This is a genomic window from Enterococcus sp. DIV1368b, from assembly GCF_050529595.1.
Classification (GTDB): domain Bacteria; phylum Bacillota; class Bacilli; order Lactobacillales; family Enterococcaceae; genus Enterococcus_B; species Enterococcus_B mundtii.
On record NZ_CP172883.1, the window covers coordinates 2,541,912 to 2,568,419 of the forward strand.

The window sequence follows — 26,508 nt, forward strand, 5'->3', positions numbered from 1 at the left end:
ACCTTTCATAAATACGCAAAACCCGAAAATAAAAAAATTATTCTCGGGTTTTTGCTTATTTCAATTGAGTTCGTATTTGTTTAGTTCTTCCACTGATCAATTAGTTTGAACTATCTGTCGAAGTACTTGTCGAAGCTTCAGTTGAAGCATCGGTCGAACTTTCGCTTGTGGATGGTTCCGTCATCAAGCCACTTAGTACGTTTTTGAAATCTTCATCTTTGATTTTTACATTTGCTTTTTTCAATTCATTACGCACAGCTTCTTGTTGGAACGTTGGATCTGCTATTTTTGTCTCTGTTGCTATTTTTTCTAATTCATCTTTATATTTCGACATATCATTGCCTTTTTCTTGTTGTTTGACCATTTTCACAAGATAATATTCCGTGGCGTTCGTAGAGGAATTAGTCGCTGTGATAACATCAGATACTTCCTCATTTTTAAGTTTGAACGCTGCTTGTTTGACTTCTGTTGGCACACTTGTAGATTGCGAGTCAAAGGTGATTTCTCCACCCTTTTCTTTTGTCGCTTCATCGGTCGATTTTTCTTTGGCGATTTTAGCAAAGTCGCCCCCTTCATCGAGTGACTTTTTGATTTCCTTGGCTTCATCTTCACTACTTACTTTGATCAATTGTGCCTCTACTTCTGGATGGAAGTTTTCCCAAGCTGTTTTAAGATCCTCGTCCGTCAATTCGACATTCGCTCGTAACCCTTCCTTATAAGCTAATCCTTTTTTGATTTCTTCTTTGTAGGATTCAGTCGTATAGCCCGCTAATTTCAATTGCGAATCGAAAGAATCACCGAGGGCTTCTTTGCTAGCGTTGTATTCTTTATCTACATCTTCAGCCGTAATTTTGTCGCCGTAATTTTCTTCAAAAATCTGGAAGATGATCAAATCTTGGACAGCGGTCTCCGCACCCTTGATTTTTTTCAGGTGGTCCACTAGTTCCTGCTCTGAGATCGTACCGCCTTTATACGTCACTGCAGCTTGATCTGACGGATTTGTTGAACATGCAGAAAACAAAACCAGTCCTGATGATACAGCTAATATTGAGATAAATTTTTTCATGCTGTCACTCCTATATATTTTAATAGTTATTTATATCTATGTGCTTTTCACTTTAGCGTTACTTTATGAACAAATTTTGAAAATAACGTAATTTTATAAAAAAATTATAATTGATCACCTGTTGATGTAGTTTATATAACAAAAAACCTCGAACATTCCAAACGAATGTTGAGGTTTTTTTAGGGTATATCTTTACTTTTTAGAGTTATATCATTACCACTTTACGTAGCATTGATTAAATGATATTTATCTTATTCAACGGCCAGTAACGGAAAACGACTTTGCCTTGGATCAAATCTTCATCGACTAAACCAAACATGCGGCTGTCTTTTGAGATCAAACGATTGTCGCCCAGTACCAAGTATTGTCCCTCAGGAACAGTGAATTCAAAATCACTGGTGAACGTTTCAGCATTTTCAGCTTGCGATTGGAAGGCTGAATTATAAGAATATTCCTCTTGTAGCTTGTCTTCTGAAAATTCTTTTTTGTACTCATCTAAGTAAGGTTCATCTTGCTTTTCCCCATTGATGTATAGTTGATCATCTTCCATTTTGACAGTATCCCCTGGCATCCCAATGATTCGTTTCACGATCATCCGTTCTTCGTCCCCAGGTTCTTTTGTTGTAATGATATCCCAGCGATCAAAATCTGAGATTTTAGATGAAATCAAACGTTGTCCATCATGTAAGGAAGGGTCCATGGAATGACCACTGACTGTGACCGGTGTAAATACATAGACTCTTGCCAAAATGATGGCGGCTAAAACAACGATCAAGATTCCCCAATTTTTCAAAAAGTTTTTCACTTTATACCTCCTATTAACCAAACATTTTTATGTTATTTTTTATTTATTTGTTAGCTATTCTTTATTTTACATTTTTTATCGATTAAAAGAAAGAATAAGTGTTGGATCGTGTTGGGAATAATCCGTTTTTTTTAGAAATGTTTTTTTGAACTTCATATATCTTTAATATTAGAGCTATATAAATACTCGATGGAGATGATTTATCCTACACTTTTGATTTTTTTCTTCGTTGGCTTCGACTGTATGTCACTTCACCTTCTTGTTCTTTTGGTTGATTTTTCTTGATGATCAACTTCAAACGATAGGGTTCATGGTATCTAAGACCATCTTTGACAAAATCACCGCCTGCAAGGAATAAGCCTACGGGTTCAATGTGATCTTCTGGCGAGTCGACCTTGATGATTCCTACTTTTTCCATGCTGGAATAATTACGGCCGATACTTAATTGATAAGTTTTGTCGGAGATTTTTTTCACATAATAGTACGGATAAAGTGTATTTCGATCAATCAAGAACCCGTCCATTCGACCAAGTTCATTGACCTTGATCTCCCCTTTTTCAATCAAATAGCGCATATTCTCTGCTAGTTTCAATTGGTAGTCTTCATCGAATAGAACATTGGCTTTTTCTGTATTGACTTTGTCGATATTGCCGTTGTTCCCGCGAACCGTTTCTCCTTCAATATTGAATGCTTCATCAGGTAGATATTTCACGATCACTTGGGTCACATCGGCTTTTGAATTTTTATCAAAAAAGTAATAAAACACATTTAGAACAGTGAAATACAAAAGAACTAAAAAGCCTAATCCGTATAAAAAGAACTGCAAATAGTTTTGATTTTGCCATAATCCATAAACAATCCGTAAAAGGTAAACAGTCGGAATCACACTTAATATAGTATAGCCTCGGTTCAAATATTTAGGACTGATATCTAAATATCCTAAAAACTTGTGTATCCCATTGATGATATCTAATATAAATGTCATTCTTCATCACCTGCCTGTTGATTATACATCTGTGTTTCAGCGGATTGCTCTGTAGGTGCATTATTTTCATTTAGATTGCCTTCACTTGGCGTAGAAGTACTTGGCGTTGTATTAGGCGTCGTACTGCTTGGTGTAGTGGCACTTGGCGTCGTACTTGAACCGCTGTCGTCCCCTTGATTTTGACTAGTCGAATCGGTCGTATATCCTGTATTCCCTTCATCCACGGAACTTTCTGGTATTGAGTTTTGGTTGTATGTAGAATTGGTTGTGTCTTGTTCTACAGTCGTTGGTGTTGTTTCTACCGTGTCATTCGTTTGCCCTGTTCCTTCATTGGTAGAAGTCGTCGTAGTCTCTGTGGAACGACTTGGTGCACGATAGCTAGAACTATTAACAATGCCTGTTGTGGTAGCAACAATCGTCGAAATCGTCAATACAGCGATTGGCTTTAATATAGGTGCTACTTTTCGCATATTCTCTCATCCTTTTCCTTGTTGCCGCTTGAAGTCTTGATCCGTTTGGCAAAAATTGGTTTTTCTCACACGTATTCTTTAGTTTTACCATAAATTTCTTATTTTTTTCTTATTTTTTCATGAAACTTTTGTGTAGATTTACTCGAATGATGCTTTAGTCGTAATCAGACAGTCTATGACTGGTTGATACACTTCATTTTATCATGGATCTCCCTCCAAGTTCTTTCGTAAAGTCATCTTTATTATAAGACACTTTTCCAATAACTAAAATCCTAGTAAATTTTAGTTTTATTATTTCTTTGTGTATTTATTTTATTGTCGGTATACTGGAAGAAACATCTAACAAGGAGGATCGAATTTGTGCAATTGAATCTTTTTTTTCGGAAATGGCGAAGGCGTAGTGCAAGATATGCTTCTAGTCACTTTTCTTCTATTCAAATTATCGTATTTTATTATATTTTAATGACTATGATTTCTTTGGGCTTGTTTTACATCCCATTTTTCCGAAATCCGGGTAGTCATGCTTCATTTATTGACATGCTTTTTATGGCGATCAGTACGATCAGTGTCACTGGTCTTTCGACATTTGACATCCACGCGATTTTTAATAACAATGGCATTATTTTACTCGAAGTGTTGTTTCAAGTGGGTGGTTTAGGGATCATGATGATCTCAACGGCATTTATTATCTTTTCTAAGCGACGAATCACATTACGTCAAAGACAATTGATCATGACAGATATGAACCAACCACGTTTATCTGGTATCGTTCGTTTGATTCGGATCACTTTTGTCATATTGCTCTGGTTCCAATTGCTATTTGGTGCCTTGTTCTCCGTTTATTTCTATATTCGCGGCTATTTCGATCATTGGCACGAAGCCGTTTTCCATGGATTTTATCAAGCTATTTCCGCGGTCACAAATTCGGGATTCGATATTACTGGTGAGTCGATCAAGCCATTTGAACATGACTATCCTTTTTTATTTATGATCATGTTCCTGATTTTCATTGGTGGAATCGGTTTTCCGGTATTGATGGAGTTTCGAGAATGGCGCTTGTATCGAAAAACGAAAGCCAAGATTCCTTTTCGTTTCTCTTTGTTTACAAAACTCGCCGTCCTCGCCTTTGTCATTTTATTTGTCAGCGGGACTGTCTTGATTTTTCTACTTGAAAAAAATCACCTGTTTAAAGATCTCCATCCTAGTGTCCAGTGGATCAATTCAATGTTTTATTCCATGACAACTCGTAATGCGGGGTTACAGATCCATGATCTAGGAGATTTTCAAATCACCACCTTGATCGTCTTTTCCTTATTGATGTTCATTGGTTGTAGTCCGAGTTCTGTCGGTGGTGGTATCCGAACCACGACTGTGGCGATCATTGGTCTTTATCTTTACTCATTTTTGAAAAGTGAAGATAACATTAATATTTTTGGTCGTCGAATCGACGAAGATGATGTCCGAAAATCAGTAGTCGTTTTTATGCTCTCCTTAGGGATGTGCTTCTTCTGTATTCTTTTTTTATCTGCCACGGAGAAACAACCATTGATCTCGATTATCGTGGAAGTGACTTCTGCTTTTGGTACAACGGGGTTATCGCTAGGAATTACCGGTGATCTATCAACAGTCGGTAAAATCACGATTGGTGCTTTGATGTTTATTGGACGTATTGGGATGTTGTATACATTAATGTTATTTGTGCCAAAAGAAACACGAGATTTAGGTTATGAATATCCTACAGAGAAAATCATTATCGGGTAAGCCAGTCTATCGTTACCTAAAAAAACCGATATGTGAGAAGCAAGGAAGCGATCGTTTTTCGTTTTCTTGCTTCTTTCTTTTTTGTTTTGCGAACAGTATAAACTTTTGTAAAATAAGACAAAGCAATTTAACCTTTTTTTCAACATATGGTATGATTAGTTGAATTTATTTGTAATTATGACGTTTTGGAGGTTACATAATGGGAATACGCAGTCAATTTGCGATTGCAGTTGGTAAAACCGCACAATGGGGACTAAAAACCTTTTTTAAAGGAGGATCAAGTTTACCTGGTAAACTTGCTTTATCGATCGATCCTCATATTTTAGATACATTAGCAAAAGACTATCAAGTCGTCGTCGTAACTGGAACAAATGGAAAAACATTGACGACCGCTTTGACCGTCAATATCTTACGACAACAATTTGATGAAGTCTTGACGAACCCTACTGGCGCAAACATGGTCCAAGGAATCGTTTCGACTTTTTTACAAGCAAAAGCCGGAAAAGGCCAAAAGAAATTTGCGGTATTAGAAATCGATGAAGCCAGTCTAAGCAGAGTGACTGAATACATCAAACCTGAGCTATTTTTATTTACAAACATTTTCCGTGACCAAATGGACCGTTACGGTGAAATCTATACCACTTATAAAATGATCGTGGATGGTGCCGCAAAATCACCAAATGCTACGATTATCAGTAATGGCGATTCACCGATCTTCAATTCAGTTGAGACCGTCAACCCTAGAAGATATTATGGATTTGATCACGAAGAAGATCATGAACAGATGGCCCACTACAATACAGATGGCGTGTTGTGTCCGAAATGTCATCACATCTTGCACTACAAAATGATCACTTATGCAAACTTAGGTAAATACTATTGTCCAAATTGTGACTTTAAACGTCCAGAACTGGATTATCGTTTGACAGAAATGAAACGAATGGACAACAAATCAGCTGATTTCGTCATTGATGGCAATGAATATGGCATCGAAGTTGGTGGCATGTACAATGTCTATAATGCTTTAGCAGCTACTGCGGTGGCTGAATATTATGGTGTTGTTCCTGAAAAAATCAGACAAGGCTTAGGGTATGACGAAAAAGTATTTGGTCGTCAAGAAGTCATCGAAATCGATGGCAAGTCCTGTACCTTAGTCCTAGTCAAAAATCCTGTAGGGATCAACCAAGTCATCGACATGATGGGACATGCACCGTATCCATTTTCACTAGTTGCCCTATTGAATGCGAACTACGCAGATGGCATCGATGTGAGTTGGATCTGGGACGGAGAATTTGAACGCTTTGCAGATATGGAGATCCCTGCTGTGATTGCTGGTGGCGATCGCCACACAGATATGGCACTACGTTTGAAAGTAGCGGGTATCGCTGAAGACAAATTGACACAATCAAAAGAATTGACTGATGTCATTGAGAAAATCAAGCAACTACCGACGGATCATGTCTATATTTTAGCGACCTATACAGCTGTCTTACAATTACGAAAAGAATTAGCGAGTCAAGGCTTTATCAAAGGAGGCATGAATCGTGGCTAACTACGAATTACGCATTGCCCATCTCTATGGGAATCTGATGAATACTTATGGTGACAATGGCAATCTCTTGATGCTCCAATATATCGCCAAAAAAATGGGGGTCACTTCTCATACTGAGATCGTTAGCATTCATGAACCCTTTGAGGCAGATAAATACGATTTAGTTTTCTTTGGAGGTGGTCAAGATTTTGAACAAATGATCATTTCAAAAGATATTCAAGAAAAGAAAGAATCATTGACTAATTATATTGAAAATGATGGTGTCGTACTTGCGATTTGTGGCGGTTACCAACTACTTGGGCATTATTATATGGGCGCAAACGGTGAAAAAATCCAAGGAATCGGTGCGTTGGATCATTACACCTTAAGCCAAGAGAATAATCGCTTCATTGGTGACATCGTGATCCACAACGAAGAGTTCAACGAAACCTATTATGGATTTGAAAATCATAATGGTCGAACATTTCTTGGTGAAGGCGAACGCCCGCTAGGAAAAATCGTCAAAGGTCAAGGGAACAATGGGGAAGATCAATCAGAAGGTGTCATTTACCGCAACGTTTACGGCTCCTATTTCCATGGTCCGATCTTAGCACGTAATGAACATTTAGCAGAGCGTCTCGTTCGCTTAGCATTAGAGAAACGTTATGGAAAAGAACTTGATCTACCAACAGTTGCAGCGGCACCGATCAAATGATTGGTGTTGAACGTTCAACTGTAAAAAGATCGAATAAATAAAGAGGGAGTGCCAATAATTAACTTTTGCACTCCCTCTTTTAAATTTTGGACACTTTATTATTTAAAATTTTACATTATATTTTTTTTCTCGCTTTTCAAATGCTTCCATCCCCCCTTCTAAGATTTCAAATATGTGTTCCCTTATACCTTGTTTCTCTAGAACATAGTCGCTATCTTTTGTAAAATTATTTTCCAATCCACCGTTTATATAATCAAATTTTCTTGCATCTTTATTTTTAGAATTATTTGAATGTTGATTGGCTACAATTATATTCTCACAGTCAGAGCCAACCACAACATTAGGATTATGCGTGACAATTATTATTTGTCTTTTTTTCTTGGTCTCCTTTATATATTTTGTTAGCTCATTATATATAGCTCTGTTATCCAAGCTATCTTCTGGTTGATCAATCAAAACCGGTACCTTGCTCTCTGAGAATTCTAGAATTAACTTAAGAATTACAAAAGCTTTTTTTCCTGGTGACATTTGTTTAAATTCATCCTCTTGATAGATTATTTTAAAATCATATTTATAAAAATTATTTGAGTAGAAATTACGAATTAAGTCATTTTTCGTTTTATTATTATTAAATTTTAAAGTGTTATTATCAAATATTTTATCTACTTCGTTTTCGAAGTTAGATTGCAAATTATCTACAAATATATCTTTTGCGGAACCTTGCCCGTTGATATAGGTAAACTCTTCATAAAAATTCTTTTGTTTAAATTCTAAAGCCATTTTCAAATCATTCTCACAAATATTAAATTCTTTTTCCAGCTGATCTCTTGCTATCCTGTATTTCTTGTATTCTTTTATTATATTATCTTTAGAGTTATTAATTTCACTATCCAAAATTTTTTTGCTTTTTTCGTATTCTTTAATTGCCTCTAAGACTTTATTTTCATTATCTATTAAGTCGTTTAAATACTTTAACTCTACATTGCTTTGAGAAATTTTTAGTCCTTTCAAAAAAATTTCTCCTTCTTCTATTTGTTTAACTTTACATTCCGAAATCTTAATTGATTTTTCCAAAGAGTTCATAATTTGTGAAATCTTATAGTTGAATTTATCTATAAGTTCCTTATTAATTTCCATAGTAAATTTTGATAAATCTTCTTTTATTGCATCATCTAGTTTTACAATATCGCCTAAAATAATACTTTTCTGAATGGTTAGATTCTCAATTAGTGTTTTCTGTGCATTGCATATTCTTATTTCTAATTCTAAGTTTTCCTTTTCACTACTTTGTTGGCTAAATAACTCTTTTTCTTCTTGTGTAAAATTATTTTTACTTAATATCTCATCTCTATCAGTTTCATATTGTTTTATTCTTTTTTCAGTAATTCCTTTTTCTTCTTCTGGTTTTTGTAATTCTTTTAGTAATTCGATATCAGTAAAATATTTTGTTAATAAACTTTGAATTCTTAGATTTACGCTTTTACATTCGGTTTCATATTCTTCTATTTTGTTATCTAATTTTTTGGATGAAATGATTTTCTTAACTAGTTTATTTAGTCCTTCATTCTCATTAGCTAAATTAAACATATATTCTTGGGGAATATATTCAATTTTCCTATCATTATTTTCTTCCCCGTCTTTCCATATAATTTTAAAATTTTCGATATCTTCAAATGTATAGTTTTTATCAGATACATTTTCTCCTAATTTTTTGGCTATCGAATTTAATAACGTGGACTTCCCATTGGCTCTCCCGCCAATAATAGAGTTTAAATTTTCTGATAAATAGAGTTCTTTATTTTTAAATACAATTTTGTCTATAACCAATTCAAATTTTTCTAATTGAGGTTTCGCTATATCCAAGCATATTCTATCTTCTGGTTCAAATAAAATTTGCTTTAACCCTTCGAAACTTTTATCTGATTTTATCCATGAATACTTACTTCCAATATCTTCGAAAGAGTGAGCATCTGATGATTGTAGTAGAGGTTTTACATACTTAGCGTTATTTAACCAGTAATTTCTATCTTTATTTAAATTACCATGTCTGCAATTCGGATCAGTACATTTGCTTGGATCATTACAGCTTGAATGAATAATAAAATCTGAGTTTTTACATATATCTTCATATACACTCTGCCCTCTACTATCTGAACCACTTGTTGCACTCCCATGTCCCCTTGAAAGAAATCCAGTTAAATATTTGCCTTTTAAATCTGGGTTTCTCTGTAGTTTATCCTTTAGTTGATCAAATGAAATAACAGCATTTTTCTCAATTTCACTCTGTGTCAAAAGGTTGAACGCCTTATCTTTTGAACCAATAGATGCTTTTAATTCAGCTAACAAGTTTTTAATTATTTGATTTTCTAAATTATCATCAAAAATAACGTGGTAATCAAATACTTCATGTTTTCTATTTAAATTTGCAAGACGAACCTCTAAATTCATAAAAACTACTATACCTTTACTATTTAAAAATTTTTTTAATTCAAAATCATCTTCGGTGAAGTTAAAATAATTAGTTAGTCCTATGACTTCAATATTATTTTCTTTTAGTACTTCGAAATATTTTTGGAAATAATCCAATTTGTTCTCCTTATTGTACCCAAATCTATTATTTATAAATGTATGTAAAGAATGTACGTGTAAATCCCACTTTCTAAATTGAGACCCTCTAATTTTATCCATCTACTTTTCTTCCTCTCTATCACAAACCAAATATTTTTGTTTGCAGTTACACAATATTTTTTTCTTTATTTTATGGTATATACTGATTTAATAAAATTTACATGTTAATTATCAGTAAGCACAACCATTAAATAATTTACAAAACAACTTTTCTTATAAAAAACTCCTTTCTCTTTTTATTTTTTATCAAAATTACACTAACATATAATCTGTTCACACTTAAAAAAAAATAATAAAATGATGTTTTGGAATCATAAACGTATGCCTAAATTAATATTTTCATTATGTTTGAATACATTATTTTAAAAATTATAATAACGATATAAAAAATTAGGAAGTTGTTTTTATCATTAGTCATTTTTATACTCTAGAATACATAAACGAACTTCCATAATATCTTGGAATAAATATCTTAAAGAGGTAAAGATATCGGGAACTAATTTTATTCTATGTTACACATTTACAAAAAATGTAGATAAAATATCCTATGATTGTACATAAAAAAAGTGATTGTAATGAATATTTCTATCATTTCAATCACTTTTTTATTTGCATCTTTATTAAATATACTTTTATTTAGAATTAATACACCTAACCATCAATCAGCTCAATCAAGCCACTTGTTTCGCATAACGCATCACGTTTTGCTTGATGTTACTGATCGTTGTCGGATCATGGATACCTGTGACTTCTTGGATCAACTGATCCATATTTTCTCGCACTTTCATCTCTTGCAGTTCACGACTTTGCTCATCTTCAGGATCATAATAGTTGAAAATGATCCCCATCGTAGCTGTCAAATGTGGACAAGTCAAATTGTATTCTTGCAATTCCCGAACCGGACGAGTAAAGCGTTCTTGATAGCCTAACTTACGTAAAGGCGTTCGAGCTACCCGAGTGATGGCATCTGAGATATATTTATTTTGGAAACGTTGGATGATTTTCTCAATATAGGCTTCATGTTGTTTATTATCAAAGCCCCATTTTGCTTCCAGTAAGCTTCCTGTTTCTTGTAGCACTGATTTTAGTTGGGCAACGACTAACGAATCTTGCATTGCCTCATCGATCGTTGCATATCCTAATAATGCACCGGTGTAAGCTACAGTCGCATGTCCTGTGTTCACACTAAATAGTTTTCGTTCAATATATGGTTCCAAATCTTTGACGTATAGTACGCCATTTAACGAAATCTCTTTATTTTTTCGTTGCGTATCATCAATGACCCATTCTTTAAAAGGTTCCACTTGCACAAACAAAGGATCTTCATGTTGTTGCATCGGCACGATGCGATCCACTGCTGCATTCGGAAATCCGATCGATTGATCTGCAAAGCGAGTATCTGACAGATATTTATAGACTTCCATTTTTAGATGCTCAGAGCCACCAATCATATTTTCACAAGCGATGATGTCTAGTGGTTGCTGATTGCCCTCTTGTTCTCTTTGCTCGATCCCTTTTGCAATCAGTTCAGCAATGAAAGGCAAAATATTGGGACCGATCGCTGTGGTCACAAGATCTGCTTGTGCTATTTCTTTGATCACTTGTTCAGGCTGTTTTTGGTTGTTCAATCCGCGAACGCGTTCAACGATAAGTTGTTTTTTCGATTCGTCAGCTAGTTCGATCGTATAACGTCCTTTTTCATTTAATGAATCGATGATCTGTTCGTTGACATCAACAAAAGTGATGTCAAACCCATTCTCAGCTAAAACTTCTCCAATAAATCCTCTGCCGATATTTCCGGCACCAAAGTGTACTGCTCTCATTCGTCTTCTCTCCTTAGGCAATTGCTAGATTGTGTGTGACTTCTTCTTTACTTAGTGCATCTGCTAACTGGACAACATTGTCCATGTCGCTACAATAAAGAGCGATTTGTTGCACTAATTGCAAATGTTCTTCACCTACGCCAGCGATACCAAACAAGACTGTCGCAATCTTCTCTTCTTGTTCAGTGCCGAAATTGACACCATCTGGCACTTGGATCACACAGATCCCTGATTTTTTTACGAATGCTTTGGCTTCATCTGTTCCATGAGGGATCGCGATAAAATTCCCCATATAAACGGATAACATCGCATCCCGTTCCACCATTGCGTCAATGTAGGGTTCTTCGACACAACCGGCTTCCACTAATTTTCTTCCACAGTATCGGATGGCCTCTTCCTTTGTGGCAAAAGCCTTATTCAACTCGATCATATCAAATGCTAATTCAGACATTTTATTTCCTCCTTACGCTACTTTTTTCAAATAGTGAGCAATCGTTTCATATTTTTGTGGACTGACCATCGTCGCCACTGAAAAATGAAGTGAATGCGGTGCCACTGAACGTGCTTCCTCAGACAAGGATTCTCTTGAAACGATCAGTGTATTCGGTTGCTCCGTCAACTCATCAATATTGATTTTTTTCAGAGGGATCTCCAGTTGGTTTTTCTTCAAAATATCTTTCAATAAGGACAATCCCATTGTCGCTGATCCTGCACGATCGTCATGAACAAGTAAAATCTCTTTGATATCTTTTAATTCAGATAAATCCAAATCATCTGTTGGAGTAGTAGAGACTGGTTGGTTTGGCTGTGTTTCTTCCTTACTTCCTAATGCTTGGATGATCTCATCATACTTTGGTGAATTTAAGAAGTTTTCTACTGCAACAAAATGAGCATGTGGCGCTTTTTGTTTTGCTCGTTCCTGCAACTCAACTTGAGTCACGATCAATACGTCTGCTTCATCAGATAATTGACTGATGGCTTGATTCGTCACGAGTTGAGGTAAGTGATGCTCTTGGACTTTTTTTCTTAACAAGGAAGCACCCATCGCACTTGACCCCATTCCAGCATCACAGGCAAAAATGATTTTTTTGATCGCTGATAAAGCTGGTTGTCCCTGACTAGTTGTTCCAGTTCCTTTCGCTTGTTGTTTCGCTTGACGAGTCGCTTCCACTGATTTTTCAAAATCTTCACTTGTTTCTTTCGCATCAGCTTTTAGAATGACTGCAGAGATCCCGAAAGAAACGGCTGTTGCAGCGACGATCCCTAAAATAACTGGTAAGTAAGCACTCAACGGTGCCATGGCTAAAATGGCAATGATCGAACCCGGTGAAGCTGGCGCACGTAATCCTGCATCCATCAATTGGAAAACGAAACTACCCGTCATCCCACCAAAAATCACTGATAAGAATAATAACGGTTTCATCATTACGTATGGGAAATAGATTTCATGGATTCCACCTAAGAAATGGATGATCATTGCACCCGGTGCAGATGATTTTGCCGCGCCTTTGCCAAATAATGTAAAAGCCAACAATACACCTAGACCTGGTCCAGGATTAGCTTCCAACAAGAATAGGATCGATTGACCAGCTGTAGCCACTTGTTCTGTTCCTAAAGGAGTCAAAATGCCATGGTTGATCGCATTATTCAAAAACAAGATTTTCGCTGGTTCGATAAAAATACTCGTCAATGGAATCAAATTTGCATTTAAAATTGCTTCAACACCTGTTGCCATTGCTTGCGTCAGTGTATCCACTACTGGACCAATTGCAGAAAAGCCGATCAATGCTAACGCAAAACCGATCAATCCTGCGGAGAAATTATTGACCAACATTTCAAACCCTGATTTGATATGTTTTTGAAACACTTGGTCGAATTTCTTGATGGCAAAGCCACCTAACGGCCCCATAATCATAGCACCTAGCATCATTGGAATATCTGTCCCGACGATCACACCCATCGTCGCAATTGCTCCGACGACTGAACCACGATCACCACCGATGACTTTCCCTCCGGTGTAGCCGATCAATAAAGGAATCAAATACGTCAACATTGGACCAACCATCGTAGCAAACGCTTCGTTTGGTAAATAGCCATCTGGAATAAATAATGCAGTCAATACACCCCAAGCAATCAGCGCGCCGATATTTGGCATCACCATACTAGATAAGGTACTTCCTAACTTTTGTACTTTTGCTTTGAATGAAATTTTATTTTTTGGTATCGTCTCTTCCACTTCAATCGCTCCTTTATCTCTTTCTTTAATCAAATTGTATCCGCTTACCGTTTAGATAAATAGTCGGATTTTGTCACAATCATTTGTGCCAAAACATGGAGTGAGCAAAATGAGTGATTTGATGAAAGGCTTCTGGTACCGATTAGAGACGCTGAAACAATTATTTTCTTCATTTAAGGGAGCATTTTATCTGTAGATACCTACGAAAAAGTGCATCCTCGTGATCTTTTAGACTCTTTTTTGCAAAGTGAGTTTTTTATTCCGTTGATTCTCCTAATCGAGCCAGTCGCTCTTCCCAAAGCGCTACATTTTCAGACGTGTTGGACGATGCCTCATAGAATGTAATGAAATCTAAAATAATCGTTCCTTGCTCTATGTATGCCGCCATCACCGCTTTTAATTCTTCTGTTTGGATCTGTTCAAATGCCTCTTTCGCTCTTTCCATTTCTTTTACTTTCAACCAATCAAGGCTTTTTTCAAAATAAAACTGATCCAGTGCTAACGTGATCTCCGGATGTTTTAAGTGGCGATTCAAGACAACGGCTTCTTGTACTTGTTCTAGCTTCAAATAAGCAATCGCTAACTTGACTTGGCGCTTTTCCGTCAATTGTTCCACGTGGGTCACAATTACTGTTTCCCAATCGTTATGATAAAAAGCCAAATCAAAGGTGGCATTTCCTGTTGGCTTTTGCTCATTCAACTTCTCTACCCAAGAAAATTCCTGTTCTTCTACTAAGTGATCGATCAATTGCTGATACCGAGCGGGATATTCTTCCGCTGCTTCTTCATATGCACCTAGGTCTACTAATGACTGCCATGAACTTTTCTGATTTTCTTTGGTTGTCACTTGCTCATTATTCGTTCTTTGTTCGATCCACATGTTGCCTTGAACCACAGCAAAAACGATTACTCCACTAAGAAGTAATCGCTTGATGATTTTTTTCCAATCGATTTGTAACAACTGATTTTTTTTCAGCATGTTGCTTGAATGAGGGATAGGGATCATCTTTTCTGTATTGCTTGTTTCTTGCTCCCAGTGTTGACTTAAGATCTCTTCAATCTCCTCTGTCAAAGGAAATTGCAGCACTTTTTCTATCATCATTTCTCCCTTACGATCATAAATACGTATGCGACATTGTCCTTGTGTGTTTGCCAGCAAGACTCGTCGATTTTCAGTTTCTAAATCTTCCAAAGCCTGAAACAAATCCAACTGAGTCTCTTTTACTTGTAAGTGATGGATCTGATCGATGATTACAGTTTCTTTCGCCATACGTTGTCACTCCCCTCATTCATTTTTGTTGCGTCCATTTGTAAGGTCTTCCTTACTCAATCATTGTATTTCCATAAAAGAAGACAGCTGTTCGAGATCATCCAAGACATAGCGATGCTTTTTAGCGTCATAGAGATAAGTCAGTTTGACACCCACATGGTGGCGAATATCTTTTTTTACAACTCCGCCTTCTTCATTCAATAAAGACGTCGTAAAATCAACCAAACAGAGGACTTCAACCATTTCCCCGTTCGTTTGTTTAAAATAATGCTCGCTTTTGAGCCAGCGACTGAAGCCAAATCGCTGAGGACTATGCGTTTTTTCACCTTGTTCTGTTTTTACTTTTTCTTTCATCTTGTTAGAAAGAACATCAACATATGCGGTGTAATTGTCGTCGACTGTTTCAAACGTATAATAAGCTTGTAAAAATTCTCTGACTTGTGCTTCCGAAAGTTGGCTGGCTTTCTTTTCAGACTCTTGTGAACGAAAGCCTATAGACCGGCCAACACTAAAAGTCACACTGCTAAACAGTAAGAAAACAATAATAAGATAAAGAAATCTGGATTTCGGGTTCATTTGTTTTCTCCCAACAATCGATAGAAATAAACAGGCGCCAGCTGGAGATCACCCGCATAGCCTTCAAATGGAGTGATGACGATATCGCCTTCTTGACCATACCCTCGGGCAGTAGCAGGTGTGCAATGAAGGATCGTTTTACCACCATCATCTAAAAATAGCCCTGTATGGCCATAACTACCTAAAGAGTGGCCTTTCTTCCCCCACACAAACAAGTCACCGGCTCTGACATCTTCTCGACTGATTGGCATCAGGAAAGTCCCTTCCAAAGAATACAATGTCTCAGTGCTACCTAGTGGCACAGGCAAGCCAACACTTCTCATCGCCCACAGAACAAAAGAAGAGCAATCATGATAAGGAAAGGTGCCTCGTTCAAAGCCTTGTGAGTACTGAACGTTTTGACGATACAATGTTCTGGCTTGTGTCAACACCTCTTGACCCACTGTGTGATTCGATTGCCAGAGTAAGCTCATCTCTTTACTGCCACCAAGTTGTACAAATAATTCTTTGATCGCCGGTACCCAGTATTGGTTTAATCCCAGGGGATCATTACTTGTACCTACAGGACAATACACACTTCCGAGTTGCTCGACTGTCAGCAGTCTTTGGTTCACGATCAATTGGTTTAGTGTTCGAGCGGTGGCGGCAATCCCTTCTTCAAGTGTGGCGTAGGAAAGCAACTCGTTTTCTCGCATCAAGCCACCGGGGTTGTTCTTTTCTCGAATCCCTTCGCTCGTCCCCCAAGCAGTTTCGTGGATCATGATGGCTGCTAGAACAATGGGGGAGATATTATTCTTTTTAGCTTCTTGGATGATCGTTTCTGCATGATCACTAAATGCGTGACAATGTAGTAGAATCACTTCTCGAAATTTCTGTTCATTGAATGCAGTATCTGTTTCAATGGGATCAAGCTGTGTCTCATTGTTATCGACTACATTGGGGAGATAAAAAGCTGGATTGACGGTTTCACCTTTTTTCTGGTAAGACAGATGCAGTTCCTCTTGTTTTACTCGCCCAATCTCTGTACCCACCGATACCATCTGTCCTTCAGTAGCTGTTAGATCTACATCATGATAAGTAATGCTTTGGTTGTTCGTTGTGATGGTTACGTTCTCTTGGTCTCTTGTAATTTCTCCAGCGATTACAGCGACTAAGGCCTCTTTCGGTTCTGTCTGGATGAGCAGTCCCTCAAGTAAGCTTTTTTCTTGATTGCTTACGTAATACCCAAAGCGTTGTTTTATGCGTAAAGAGTCTGTTTCTTTCAATGGATTGCTTAATTCAGTCAAACTTGCATAAAGACCAATTTCTGCTAACAGCTGTCTACGTTCTTTCCACTCTGGCGTCCAAGTGATCACTTGCGACAATGGCTGTGATGTTACTTTGATTTGTCTCCCGTCACTGTCTACTTGCCACATCTGCTCATGCAATCCTTGGATCGTTTCTTTGAGAACATCTGGATTTCCTAATTGGTCATCGCCATAAACCATATCTAAATAAATCAGGACCTCTTCAATGTCAGTCCTGATCACGACTTCATTTGCAGCCACTACTCGTTCATTTACTAGAATCGAACTCTTAGTTGAGTTTAATTCTAGTGTCAATTCCGCATCCAATTCGGTCAAATATTTCCAGACCTTCGTCAATTCAAGCTCATTGATTTTGATCGTAGCAGACGAAACGAAGCCGATCATACTGAAAAAGAGAAAAAATATGAGAATGCTAACACCAACAAATAGGTAAAGGCTGACTTTACTACTGATCGAAGTTTTATTTCCAAGTAAAGAGAAATCAACTATTTTTTTCTGATAGTCAAGCATGACTCTGCGAGGATCTTTGGTGTTTCTACGCAGAAAATGTCTGTTACTCCTTCGTTTATTTCGTGATTTCACGATCTCTTCAATGCCTACATCGTTTTTTTTCATGGCGATACATCCTGTCGTAATCTGTGGCGTTCGACAGGATCAGTGGTGATCAACTCATAAAGTTTTGTTGTTGGATCAACAGTATTGGAGAAAGGAACGATGGCGTTGCCTGCGCGTATCAGCCCTGCCCCTTTGATAGGATTGAGCAATTGTTTTTGTTGCTGATACGAAAGATTGAACAAAGAAGACAGCTCATCTAGATCACTTTTCGCTTGTTTCAACATAATGATAAATTCCGTATTACTTAACATTCGGCGTGCTTTATCTGATAATAATAAGGTTTCGACATTTTGGGTAATACCAGTGGCAATCGCGCCCCATTTACGGATTCGGCTCCATAGTTCAAAAAAATAATTTTCACAGTAGGGATCATTTAACAGGAGTTGCATTTCATCAATATAGATCCAAGTAGTGATTCCTCTGTCTCGATTGCGAACGACCCGATTCCACACTTGTTCCAAAACAACCATCATCCCAAAAGTTTTCAATTGGTTCCCTAGTTGTTTCGTATTGTAAATCACAAAACGTTTATTTAAAGAAACATTAGTTGGTTTGGAAAACATCGAAAGTGAACCATCGATGTATAACTCTAAATCTAACGCCAATGTCTGCGCCTCTTTTTCCGGTTGTTCTTTTAAAAGCGGAAACCAATCTTCCGCCAATGTCGGAGCTGATTTTTCTGAGTTTTTTTGAAAATTGAAATACGTCAATCGCGTGACACGGTCAATGATCGATCGTTGTGCTGAGTTTAAACCAGTTGGACCACCGATCAAAGCTTCACAAGCAGTCAACAAAAAGTCAGATTTCAATTTTACTGGATCTGCCTCTCCTCTCAAGTCTTCTGAAATATCTAGTAAGTTGATGAATGTATTGGTATTAGGGGCGATATTGATGATTTGAGCTTCAAAATCATTGCCGATGATCGTATCCTCATCTTCCGGATCAATCGAAATGACTTCATCTTCGGGATTTTTAAGTAACGTCGTGATTTCTTCATATTTTTTTGCTACACCTTTGCCTGAACCAGAGCTACCTAAAATCATGCCACTCGGCGTGTTTAGTTGCTTACGATCGATCCTTACACTATTTTTGGTCATTTCATTTTGCCCATAATATTTGCCATCTATATGATCAAGATCTTGCGCTGAAAATGGAATAAAAATTGCTGTACTTTCTGTCGTCAGCGTCCGTTGTTGTTCGATCCAATTTTTGCCTAAAGGTAAGACTGAATTGAATCCTTCATCTTGTAGATAGTCTAATGCATTGAAATGACAACGATTTTTACGTCCAACATGTTGGACTTGTTCCGCAATATCAGCTAGTTTTTCTTTGGTCTGAGATCGGAAATAAACGAGTAAGGTAACAAAATATAATTTTTGGCCGGTTTTGACTAGATCGTCTAATAAAGCTTCGGCTTCCTTGATACTATTGGTCAATTCATACGGAATACTTGAATAAGGATCATAGCCTTTTTGTGTCGCTTTTCTTTCAGCAGTTGTTTTGTCTCCTTCCATATAAGCTTTTTTAATTTGAACCAACTGATTTGCTTTTTCAGAATCCACTGGTTCAATGTGGATCGATAAACACAACTCTTCGCCAATATCCATTAATTCTAAGATCAATTTATCTGAAAGTTTGGTGGGGTAATCTTTCAAATAAAGGACTTGGGCATAGTCTGAGCCAATTTCGATATAGTCTTTTGCTTTAAAGCTAAAACTTGCAGGGGTAACCACTGCTTTTGTCGACAAACGGCTATAAACTAAATCTGTATAATTGAACTGAAACCATTCATTAGGTTTGATCAATTCATGGAGCAGTTGCAACCGTTCTTTGCCAGAAAGTGTTTGACTACTTGATTCGATTTCCGAAAGGCTATGACTAAGTTGTTGTTCGATACGTGTCAAGGAATGCTTGGCTTGGTCATAATCAGTGGCCTGCGTGCTGAAGGTCAATAGATTTTGTTTGCTAAAATTCGTTCCTCCTTCTGTTATGGTTCGTCGAAGCATTTCATTCAATTCTCGACGGTAGATGTCCTGTCTCTCCCCTGTTTCTTTATAGAACAATTGCTTTTCAAGTTCCTTTTGTTCCATTCGCTTTTTTTTCAAGGTAATCGTTAGATGTGTTCGGTCATCACAACTATCTAGTAAGGTACAATACCCTTGAAAAATAGCTTGTTGGTCTTCTACAGGTGCAATTTGGTAATTGACATCTGAAAACTGGATACTTTTTGAATATCGTCCAGAAGTGAGTTCACAAATTCCACTTTCATACATTTTTTCATAACGAATCTTCCTTTGTGCATGTTTGGCTGGTGCTGATTTTCGTTCTTTTTTTCCTCTTTTTTTCTTTTGCTTGTGTAATAGTTTGGTTAAGGAAGACTTTTTAATTCCCTTGTTCACTTCGATATTTCTCTGTTTTACTGATTTTCCTCGTTGAAATCCCTTCATGATCTTCCTCCAAACGAGCATTTTGATATGGATAGTGCTTTGTTGCGATAAGATGGCGCCAACGAATAAAAAGATATTTTTCTAAAGGCAACTGATTTTTTTTGATCCACCCCACCGATAAAATCGGACTAGTAAAAAACATCAATACAATTCCTAGATCATCAATTGAATATCCCCAAATAAAATGATTAACTAGACCGACCGGTAAAATCACGATTAAAGCTAATGCGATAACGATAACCTGTCTTAAAGAGAAGCCAAAAAAGATCTTCTCTTGATACTCTTTGATTTCTTTTCTGATCACGACTTCAATTGCCATTTTTCACACTCCTTTTCTCACTCAGGCCGCAACGATGATCGCTTTCGACCATTTCATGGTGTAAAACAAACACATGGATAGTGCCAAACAATTACCGACAATCGCACTGATCACTGCAATCATCCCCTGCGTCTCATCAAATGAAAAAACAGTACTCACTAATAATGGATAGATGTTCAAAACGATAAAAAGCAATACACCTTGTAAAGATGCCGCACCAAATAGTTTAAAAAAATTCTTTCCAACATGACCAAGTTCTGTATTCACTAAAGCGACAATCGGTAAAGGTGAGATACTCAAATAAAGATACATTTCTAAAAAACGTAAAAAGATCAGCACTTGAGCAAGGACGCTAACAATGATCGATAGAATCAAGGGAACGAGTAAAATCATCAACAACACCATTTTTTCAAAAAAACCTAGCTGATCGATCTGCTCCATCACGTTGAAGATATCCATTGTCTGATCTGTCACACCTCGGATCTCCAATTGATTGATTCCTTGACTAACAAAAATACCTACATCCATAATGGCATTGAGGAAAACCATCAAGTGACGTAAAAGCAGTACGGTCAACCCGATTTTGATAAACAATGGCAAGAAAAGATCCAGTCCACCAAACTCTGACTGCTTGCCATATAGTCGATGTGCGAGTTGTTGAAATTCGATCAACAATAGAAAACCTAATAGGGAATAAGCAATAGGTTTGATGACACTTTCCATGATCGTCACACTGTAATGATAGATTTCCGGCAAATAGTGTTCGAGATTTTGTAAAAGACTATTTTTATGATTCGTTGATAAACTTAATTGTTCTGCAATCGTTTGTAGTAAAAATTCGATCGCACCGTCCATCCTTTTTCGCTCCTCACATTGAAATATTCGTGATCCACGCACCAGCAGCTAAAATCACAGCACCCCCAACGATTTGAAAAATGGCATGTTGCATCCCTGGCCCATTATGCTCTTTGATTGCAACGCCTAATTGGATAATGCCCCAAACGGTCAGTAAGCTTCCTGCAGTAATCACCCCGTTGGAAAATAAAGACATTGCTTGATTGAAATAATCCATTTTCATCTCCTTATTCGCTCAATTTCTCTGGCATTTCTGGATTGTTGTCTTGAATAATGACATGAAAAGATACTGTCGTTTCTGTAAATGTATCTTTGACCGTCAAATAAACAGGGTAGGTTCCAGGTGTATCCCAAGCGATTTCTTCTATGATCTCAACATCTTCTATTCCGATACTCTCTTCACGATCCGAAACGGAGATCCCTGCTAATAAATCTGGCTTTTCTTCGCCTACAATGATTCTCTTATCCTCTATCCCAGAAAATACAGGTGGTTCATTGATTACTTGGATGCTCCCAAAGGTTTTGGTGATCCCTCCATGTGTATCTTGGACTTGAAGAGGAAAACGATAGGTATTTAATCGGGAAGTGTCGATTTTCTCCCAAAAGGGCAGATCGATTGCCACTTGTAATTGATCAACCGGATCTTCACGATCTGCAAGAACTAGTTTTGCTAGATAGCTTTCTTTATTCAGTTCACTAAATACAGGAAGAGTCATATGCGTATTTGTAACAGTCGGCGCTTCATTTGTTAGGTGAACATAGATTGTACGCTCTGCCGCTCGTTTGCCATACCGATCAACGACATTCCCAATTCTTACGAAGTAGTTTCCTGGTACATAGGGGACAAGATCGGATGCTAAGATGTTTTCCGAAGTAAGATTGATGGCACCATCTTCTTGATCATTTACGGAGAAATAATCAAATAAAGAGAATGATTGATCAACAGGTAAAACGAGCTGGTTCGGCCCCGCGATTATTGGTGCTTCATTGGTGATCGTAATATTACTTATCAGGTTGGCACTTGCTCCAAATTGATCAGTCACAGAATAAATCACTTCATAACTGCCTTCTTTTTCTGTCTGGAGTGTGGTTTTCACTTGAATCTCTGCGGTCAATTCACCATCTTCTTCATCGTGAGCGGAAATGCCAGCCAATAAGTCAATACTTGAACCGATCGTGGCGTGATCACTTTGTCTTACTTGTTGAATGGTCGGGGAGTGATTAAACAGAAAGGTGACTGTCGCAACACTCACTTTCCCTTTTGAATCAGTTGCTGTGATCTGCATCACTTGATAGCCAGATTCGTTAGGATTGACGGGCGTATAGTGGATCACTGGAATGGGATCACTTCCTTGAACTATAGTAAAATAGGCAAAGGGATCAATCGCTGTTCCTCTTGGTAAGATCTGCAATGGGTCGTTTACATGCACGTAGGGACTTTGCCAGTGATTGTTGCTCTCTGGAATTGCTACAACCTCCGATAGCGTAACTTTTTGTTCGTCTTCTGCGAGGCGATGTGTGAGATTGCTTCTTGATACTGAATTTTCTAGACTTTGAGGTACTGTTGTTGCTTCAAGGTAAGCGATCCTCAGCTGATTGGTTTCATCCTTGATCGTTGCTTCAGCGGGGAGAGCCAATGGTTTTCGAAATTGAGAAGCAAACTCAAACAACTGAGAAGAGTTCTCTTCTTTTTTCAGATGGCTCTCCTCTGGTGTTTTCACTTTGATTGCCTGTTTCGTTTTGTTTGAAGCGGGCCCCACTGTTGGTGAGACTTCTGTTTGTTGTGGTTTACAACCAGTAACTAATAAAACAACTGAACAACTGAATATGAACAAGCCAAATCTCATGTATTTTTTCCTTTTAGTCATTCAACCCACCCCTTTTTTGTTGATAGATCAAAACACCACTCACTCCTAGAAATAAGCTACCTAGCCCTACTAGAGAGACAGAAGTACGACTATTCGTTTTAGGTAAATTCCGAGTATTATCCTGCTTTTTCGCTTCTTCTTTTTTCTCGTTTTTTGGTGTATTGAAATAAACAGTCTGCTCTTGATTAGTCAGATCATCTTCACGTGCAACCTCATTTTCTTGTTCAGATTCGTAGTACAAAATATGAGTGGCAATCAGCTGATCATTGGCTTTTAGCGTATTGGCTTTCATTTCCAGAAAAACTTCAAACTGATCTTCTTTACTCTTTGCTGTGTAGGTTGAGATTGCTTCGTTGATGACTTCTCCGGTGTCACCTTTTCGGTACTGCGTCACTACGGTATACGTATGACCGACTTCAATGGCTGCTCCTTTGATCCAGACTACGTCTTTCAATTGATTGTCTTTGGTTGGGTCAAGCTCCTTGCTTCCATCGAGAGATGTGAACAAACTCGTCAATGCTAATTTTTCTCGTTCGTTATAGGCTTCTAATACGATCAACTCACCATCTTTTTCAACAGTTACTGTAAAGTCTAAAGGTTCTTCTAATGGTAAATACCCTTCTAATGGTTTTCCTTCAATAAATTGATAGGTGCCATAGGGCAAATCGCCTACTTCGATTCTCCCCTCATCATCCGTGAGATATTCTTCAATAAATTGAAGATTTTCCTCGCCATTTTCTGATTTTTCTACTTGATATAGGCCAAATGGTACTTGCACCAAAGGTTGTTCATTCAAGCGATCTCGTTTGATCAACTCAATGGGTTGTCTTGCTAAACGGTTAGGGACTTCTAAGCGAATCAATGCACTATGATTTTCCACTGTTACACTGAAAATCAATGGTTCTTCTAACGGGAGATAGCCTTCTGGCGCTTTGACTTCATGAAGCTCATAGCGATCCACGCCCCAAGGTAAGCTCTCAGTTGTCACTAATTCCCCTTTTTGATTCGTTTCAAAAATCTCAGTTTTTTCTGTATCATTCGGACGCGTCATTGCTACAAATGCCCCTTGTCCATCATTCGCCCAAGTATCAAAAATCTTGAATTGTGCGCCAGCATAGGGAATTTGTTGTCCTGTTTCTTGATCGATCTTGATGAGATGTACGCGTGATTCGATGATTTCATCTTCTAATAAAAAGAAATGTGTATAACCTTCCTCACTGATTGTCACTTCAAATGGTTCAATGATCAAATAGCCATCCGTTCCTTTTGTTTCAGCGATCGTATACGTGTCATAGGGTAAATCTATAAATTTAAAGTAGCCGTTTTTTTCAGTGACTTGGACAAATTCTTTTCCTGTGGTATGAGCGGTAGCTGTTAGTTCGATTCCTTCGAGTGGTGGTTTATGGTTCATTGAATTTGTCGTTAACGCGTGTAAAACTTCGAAGATAGAAGTGGGGATAAGAGGTTTTGAACCAAATTTATACCCTTCGACATGACCCTTGATGACTCGATCAGTGACTGTTTTACTATGGATAGCCACTGTTTCATTTTGTCCTGCGTAGGTCAAATGTATAGGGTAGATTGTCGGATCTAAGTTATAACCTTTCGGTGGAATGGTCTCTTGTAAATAATAGGTTCCTAGTTTTAACCCTTTTAGCTCAGCTGATGCACTTCCATTAACCTCTTCCATCGTCAATTCCGCCACTGTTTCTCCGTCTTTGTCCGTTAATTTATAGACAGCTCCGATCAATTGGGCACCTCCTTGAGGCTGATTGCCTGTTTCTGCATCTTCTTTGATGACCATCAAATTAGCTGTCTGTTCTTGATTAGCTAACGTGATACTCGTCAATTCATTCACTTTGACAGTGATAGTCTGGGGCGTTGGATTTAAAACGTAGCCTTCTGGCGCTTTGATTTCTTGAATCGTAACAACCGTATCAACGAGTAGATCATGCCAAATAGCAACACCATCAGAATCTGTCGTCAATTCTTTTATCTGTCCATCCGCAGTCGTGAAACGAAAAACGGCGCCTACTAATGGTTGTTTTGTTTGTTGATCGACTTTGCGGATACCTGCATGTCCATATTTTTGCACGCGTAACTGAAAGGAAGTTCTTGTCAGCTGCGGCACTCTACCGACTACCATATTTTGTGTATAAGGATGTTGGTACACGACGATTGCTCCTTGATAACTACTGGGGATATGATAATCAAATGCGATCTCACTTGTCGCCGGCGCCTCTTTCGATGCAGTGACAGTTACTTGATTCCCTTGCTTTTCAATGGTTACTCCATTGATTTGTTGAACAGGCGATGAGCTATAATTCGAAAATGCTCCTGTTGTGTCGGTCAATGTTTGGCTTTCGCCAGCTTTTATATCCAATATTTGTCCATCAAAACTTGGTTGGGTATAGAACCGTTCCACTTGTTCCATCACTGTTCGTTTGAATGTTTGGTAATCGTTCATTGTCAAAACACCAGAAATACTGGTGGGGGTGATTCCTTGTTGCTCCCAAGCAAGGAGTTGCGTCATCAATTCTTTTTCCATCGTGTAGTTTGTCGCAATCACCCCATAGTATTTGATCAAAGAAATTTTCTTCAATAATTCTGTATTTTGAATACTTGAATTATACCCGCTATTTTCTCCGATATTCAGCGCTACTCCTTGTTCCAGACAAAGCGCAATCTCTCCCTTCACTCGCTTGCCGTACCAACCAATTTCTCTGCCACCATTAGATAGATGGATATCGATATGAGGGATATGGATCGCTGGATCAACAACGACACTTTCCTTTGCAAATGGATCAGCCAATCTTGGAGAATGTTCATGGATCGCCACTTCAATATAATTCGTCGAGCCAATAGTAATCAATTTCCCATTGGCCCTTTGGACTAATTGATAGTTTTTTTTGAAACTTGTCCAGCTATTATCTGGTGGGATTGATTGTTCAGCTGTAAGTAAAGTTTGATTGGGGTCTGATGCAGTGATTTGTTGATACGTGGGGAGGTCAGGCAATGTTTCTGCCGAGACTGGTCTTACTTTCATTTGAAAAAAAATCGTGATTAAAATAATGATCGGTAGCATCAAAAATAGTGATTCAGAGGATTTCTTCATTCTTTGACTCCTTTCCTTAGTGAGATAAATCAACTGAAAACGTGATGTCTTCTCCTCGCACCTCCTTCACTATATAATTACGATTTTGGCGAGATTCTCCCAAAAAAATAGAAAAA

20 protein-coding genes are annotated in these 26,508 nt (G+C 37.7%); 3 read left to right on the top strand and 17 right to left on the bottom strand.

From position 1 onward, the window contains the following. Positions 1 to 100: 100 nt before the first annotated feature. The 4 genes from IGJ19_RS11665 to IGJ19_RS11680 form a co-directional block, all read right to left on the bottom strand. Complete coding sequence (locus tag IGJ19_RS11665; RefSeq protein WP_430604096.1) at positions 101 to 1,066, bottom strand: peptidylprolyl isomerase; 966 nt, start codon at positions 1,064 to 1,066, stop codon at positions 101 to 103. A gap of 235 nt (positions 1,067 to 1,301) precedes the next feature. Beyond that, a complete protein-coding gene (lepB, locus tag IGJ19_RS11670; protein ID WP_010736630.1) occupies positions 1,302 to 1,871 on the bottom strand; it encodes a signal peptidase I in 570 nt (189 codons plus the stop codon). 205 nt (positions 1,872 to 2,076) lie between these two features. Continuing rightward, a complete protein-coding gene (locus IGJ19_RS11675) occupies positions 2,077 to 2,856 on the bottom strand; it encodes a DUF6681 family protein (protein WP_410300943.1) in 780 nt (259 codons plus the stop codon). After that, entirely contained in the window at positions 2,853 to 3,326 is a 474-nt protein-coding gene (locus tag IGJ19_RS11680) for a hypothetical protein (RefSeq protein ID WP_023520277.1), read from the bottom strand. Before IGJ19_RS11680 ends, IGJ19_RS11675 begins: the two co-directional genes overlap by 4 nt. A 360-nt stretch (positions 3,327 to 3,686) precedes the next feature. On the opposite strand from IGJ19_RS11680, the gene IGJ19_RS11685 reads away from it, so the two are divergent. From IGJ19_RS11685 to IGJ19_RS11695, 3 genes are all read left to right on the top strand, one after another. Continuing rightward, complete coding sequence (locus IGJ19_RS11685) at positions 3,687 to 5,087, top strand: TrkH family potassium uptake protein (RefSeq protein ID WP_066025797.1); 1,401 nt, start codon at positions 3,687 to 3,689, stop codon at positions 5,085 to 5,087. Positions 5,088 to 5,286: 199 nt separating this feature from the next. Further along, on the top strand, positions 5,287 to 6,639 hold the full coding sequence (locus IGJ19_RS11690) for a Mur ligase family protein (protein ID WP_071866884.1): 1,353 nt from the start codon (positions 5,287 to 5,289) through the stop codon (positions 6,637 to 6,639). Then, on the top strand, positions 6,632 to 7,333 hold the full coding sequence (locus tag IGJ19_RS11695; protein ID WP_010736635.1) for a type 1 glutamine amidotransferase: 702 nt from the start codon (positions 6,632 to 6,634) through the stop codon (positions 7,331 to 7,333). The genes IGJ19_RS11690 and IGJ19_RS11695 overlap by 8 nt, the downstream gene beginning before the upstream one ends. A gap of 102 nt (positions 7,334 to 7,435) precedes the next feature. On the opposite strand, the gene IGJ19_RS11700 is transcribed toward IGJ19_RS11695, so the two are convergent. The 13 genes from IGJ19_RS11700 to IGJ19_RS11760 all read right to left on the bottom strand — a co-directional run bounded on the left by IGJ19_RS11700 (position 7,436) and on the right by IGJ19_RS11760 (position 26,392). Beyond that, on the bottom strand, positions 7,436 to 10,021 hold the full coding sequence (locus IGJ19_RS11700; RefSeq protein WP_086335126.1) for a TrlF family AAA-like ATPase: 2,586 nt from the start codon (positions 10,019 to 10,021) through the stop codon (positions 7,436 to 7,438). A gap of 611 nt (positions 10,022 to 10,632) precedes the next feature. Next, positions 10,633 to 11,784, bottom strand: a complete 1,152-nt coding sequence (locus IGJ19_RS11705) for a mannitol-1-phosphate 5-dehydrogenase (protein WP_071866882.1) — start codon at positions 11,782 to 11,784, stop codon at positions 10,633 to 10,635. Between the two features lie 13 nt (positions 11,785 to 11,797). Then, positions 11,798 to 12,235 carry a PTS sugar transporter subunit IIA gene (locus tag IGJ19_RS11710; RefSeq protein WP_019723779.1) on the bottom strand — a complete coding sequence of 146 codons (438 nt, stop codon included), beginning with the start codon at positions 12,233 to 12,235 and terminating at the stop codon, positions 11,798 to 11,800. A 12-nt stretch (positions 12,236 to 12,247) separates the two neighbouring features. Next, complete coding sequence (locus IGJ19_RS11715) at positions 12,248 to 14,020, bottom strand: PTS mannitol-specific transporter subunit IIBC (protein ID WP_108173556.1); 1,773 nt, start codon at positions 14,018 to 14,020, stop codon at positions 12,248 to 12,250. Between the two features lie 256 nt (positions 14,021 to 14,276). Further along, positions 14,277 to 15,290, bottom strand: coding sequence for a hypothetical protein (locus IGJ19_RS11720; protein ID WP_430604101.1), 1,014 nt, complete (start codon positions 15,288 to 15,290; stop codon positions 14,277 to 14,279). Between the two features lie 60 nt (positions 15,291 to 15,350). After that, the gene (locus IGJ19_RS11725) at positions 15,351 to 15,866 is read right to left on the bottom strand and encodes a hypothetical protein (RefSeq protein WP_430604104.1); all 516 of its coding nucleotides are present in this window, start codon (positions 15,864 to 15,866) and stop codon (positions 15,351 to 15,353) included. Beyond that, complete coding sequence (locus tag IGJ19_RS11730) at positions 15,863 to 17,788, bottom strand: peptidoglycan amidohydrolase family protein (RefSeq protein ID WP_430604106.1); 1,926 nt, start codon at positions 17,786 to 17,788, stop codon at positions 15,863 to 15,865. The genes IGJ19_RS11725 and IGJ19_RS11730 overlap by 4 nt, the downstream gene beginning before the upstream one ends. Further along, the gene (locus tag IGJ19_RS11735) at positions 17,785 to 20,187 is read right to left on the bottom strand and encodes a VirB4-like conjugal transfer ATPase, CD1110 family (RefSeq protein ID WP_430604571.1); all 2,403 of its coding nucleotides are present in this window, start codon (positions 20,185 to 20,187) and stop codon (positions 17,785 to 17,787) included. Before IGJ19_RS11735 ends, IGJ19_RS11730 begins: the two co-directional genes overlap by 4 nt. Then, positions 20,171 to 20,554 (bottom strand): PrgI family protein, encoded by a 384-nt coding sequence (locus IGJ19_RS11740; protein WP_115358230.1) that lies wholly within the window; start codon positions 20,552 to 20,554, stop codon positions 20,171 to 20,173. The genes IGJ19_RS11735 and IGJ19_RS11740 overlap by 17 nt, the downstream gene beginning before the upstream one ends. A gap of 21 nt (positions 20,555 to 20,575) precedes the next feature. Beyond that, positions 20,576 to 21,409 carry a hypothetical protein gene (locus IGJ19_RS11745; protein ID WP_071866875.1) on the bottom strand — a complete coding sequence of 278 codons (834 nt, stop codon included), beginning with the start codon at positions 21,407 to 21,409 and terminating at the stop codon, positions 20,576 to 20,578. A 13-nt stretch (positions 21,410 to 21,422) separates the two neighbouring features. Next, on the bottom strand, positions 21,423 to 21,626 hold the full coding sequence (locus IGJ19_RS11750; RefSeq protein ID WP_010736645.1) for a hypothetical protein: 204 nt from the start codon (positions 21,624 to 21,626) through the stop codon (positions 21,423 to 21,425). A 10-nt stretch (positions 21,627 to 21,636) separates the two neighbouring features. Beyond that, the gene (locus tag IGJ19_RS11755; RefSeq protein WP_256209238.1) at positions 21,637 to 23,277 is read right to left on the bottom strand and encodes an immunoglobulin-like domain-containing protein; all 1,641 of its coding nucleotides are present in this window, start codon (positions 23,275 to 23,277) and stop codon (positions 21,637 to 21,639) included. Further along, positions 23,270 to 26,392: a SpaA isopeptide-forming pilin-related protein gene (locus IGJ19_RS11760; protein ID WP_430604109.1), complete on the bottom strand. Its 3,123-nt coding sequence runs from the start codon at positions 26,390 to 26,392 to the stop codon at positions 23,270 to 23,272. The genes IGJ19_RS11755 and IGJ19_RS11760 overlap by 8 nt, the downstream gene beginning before the upstream one ends. Positions 26,393 to 26,508: the final 116 nt, after the last annotated feature.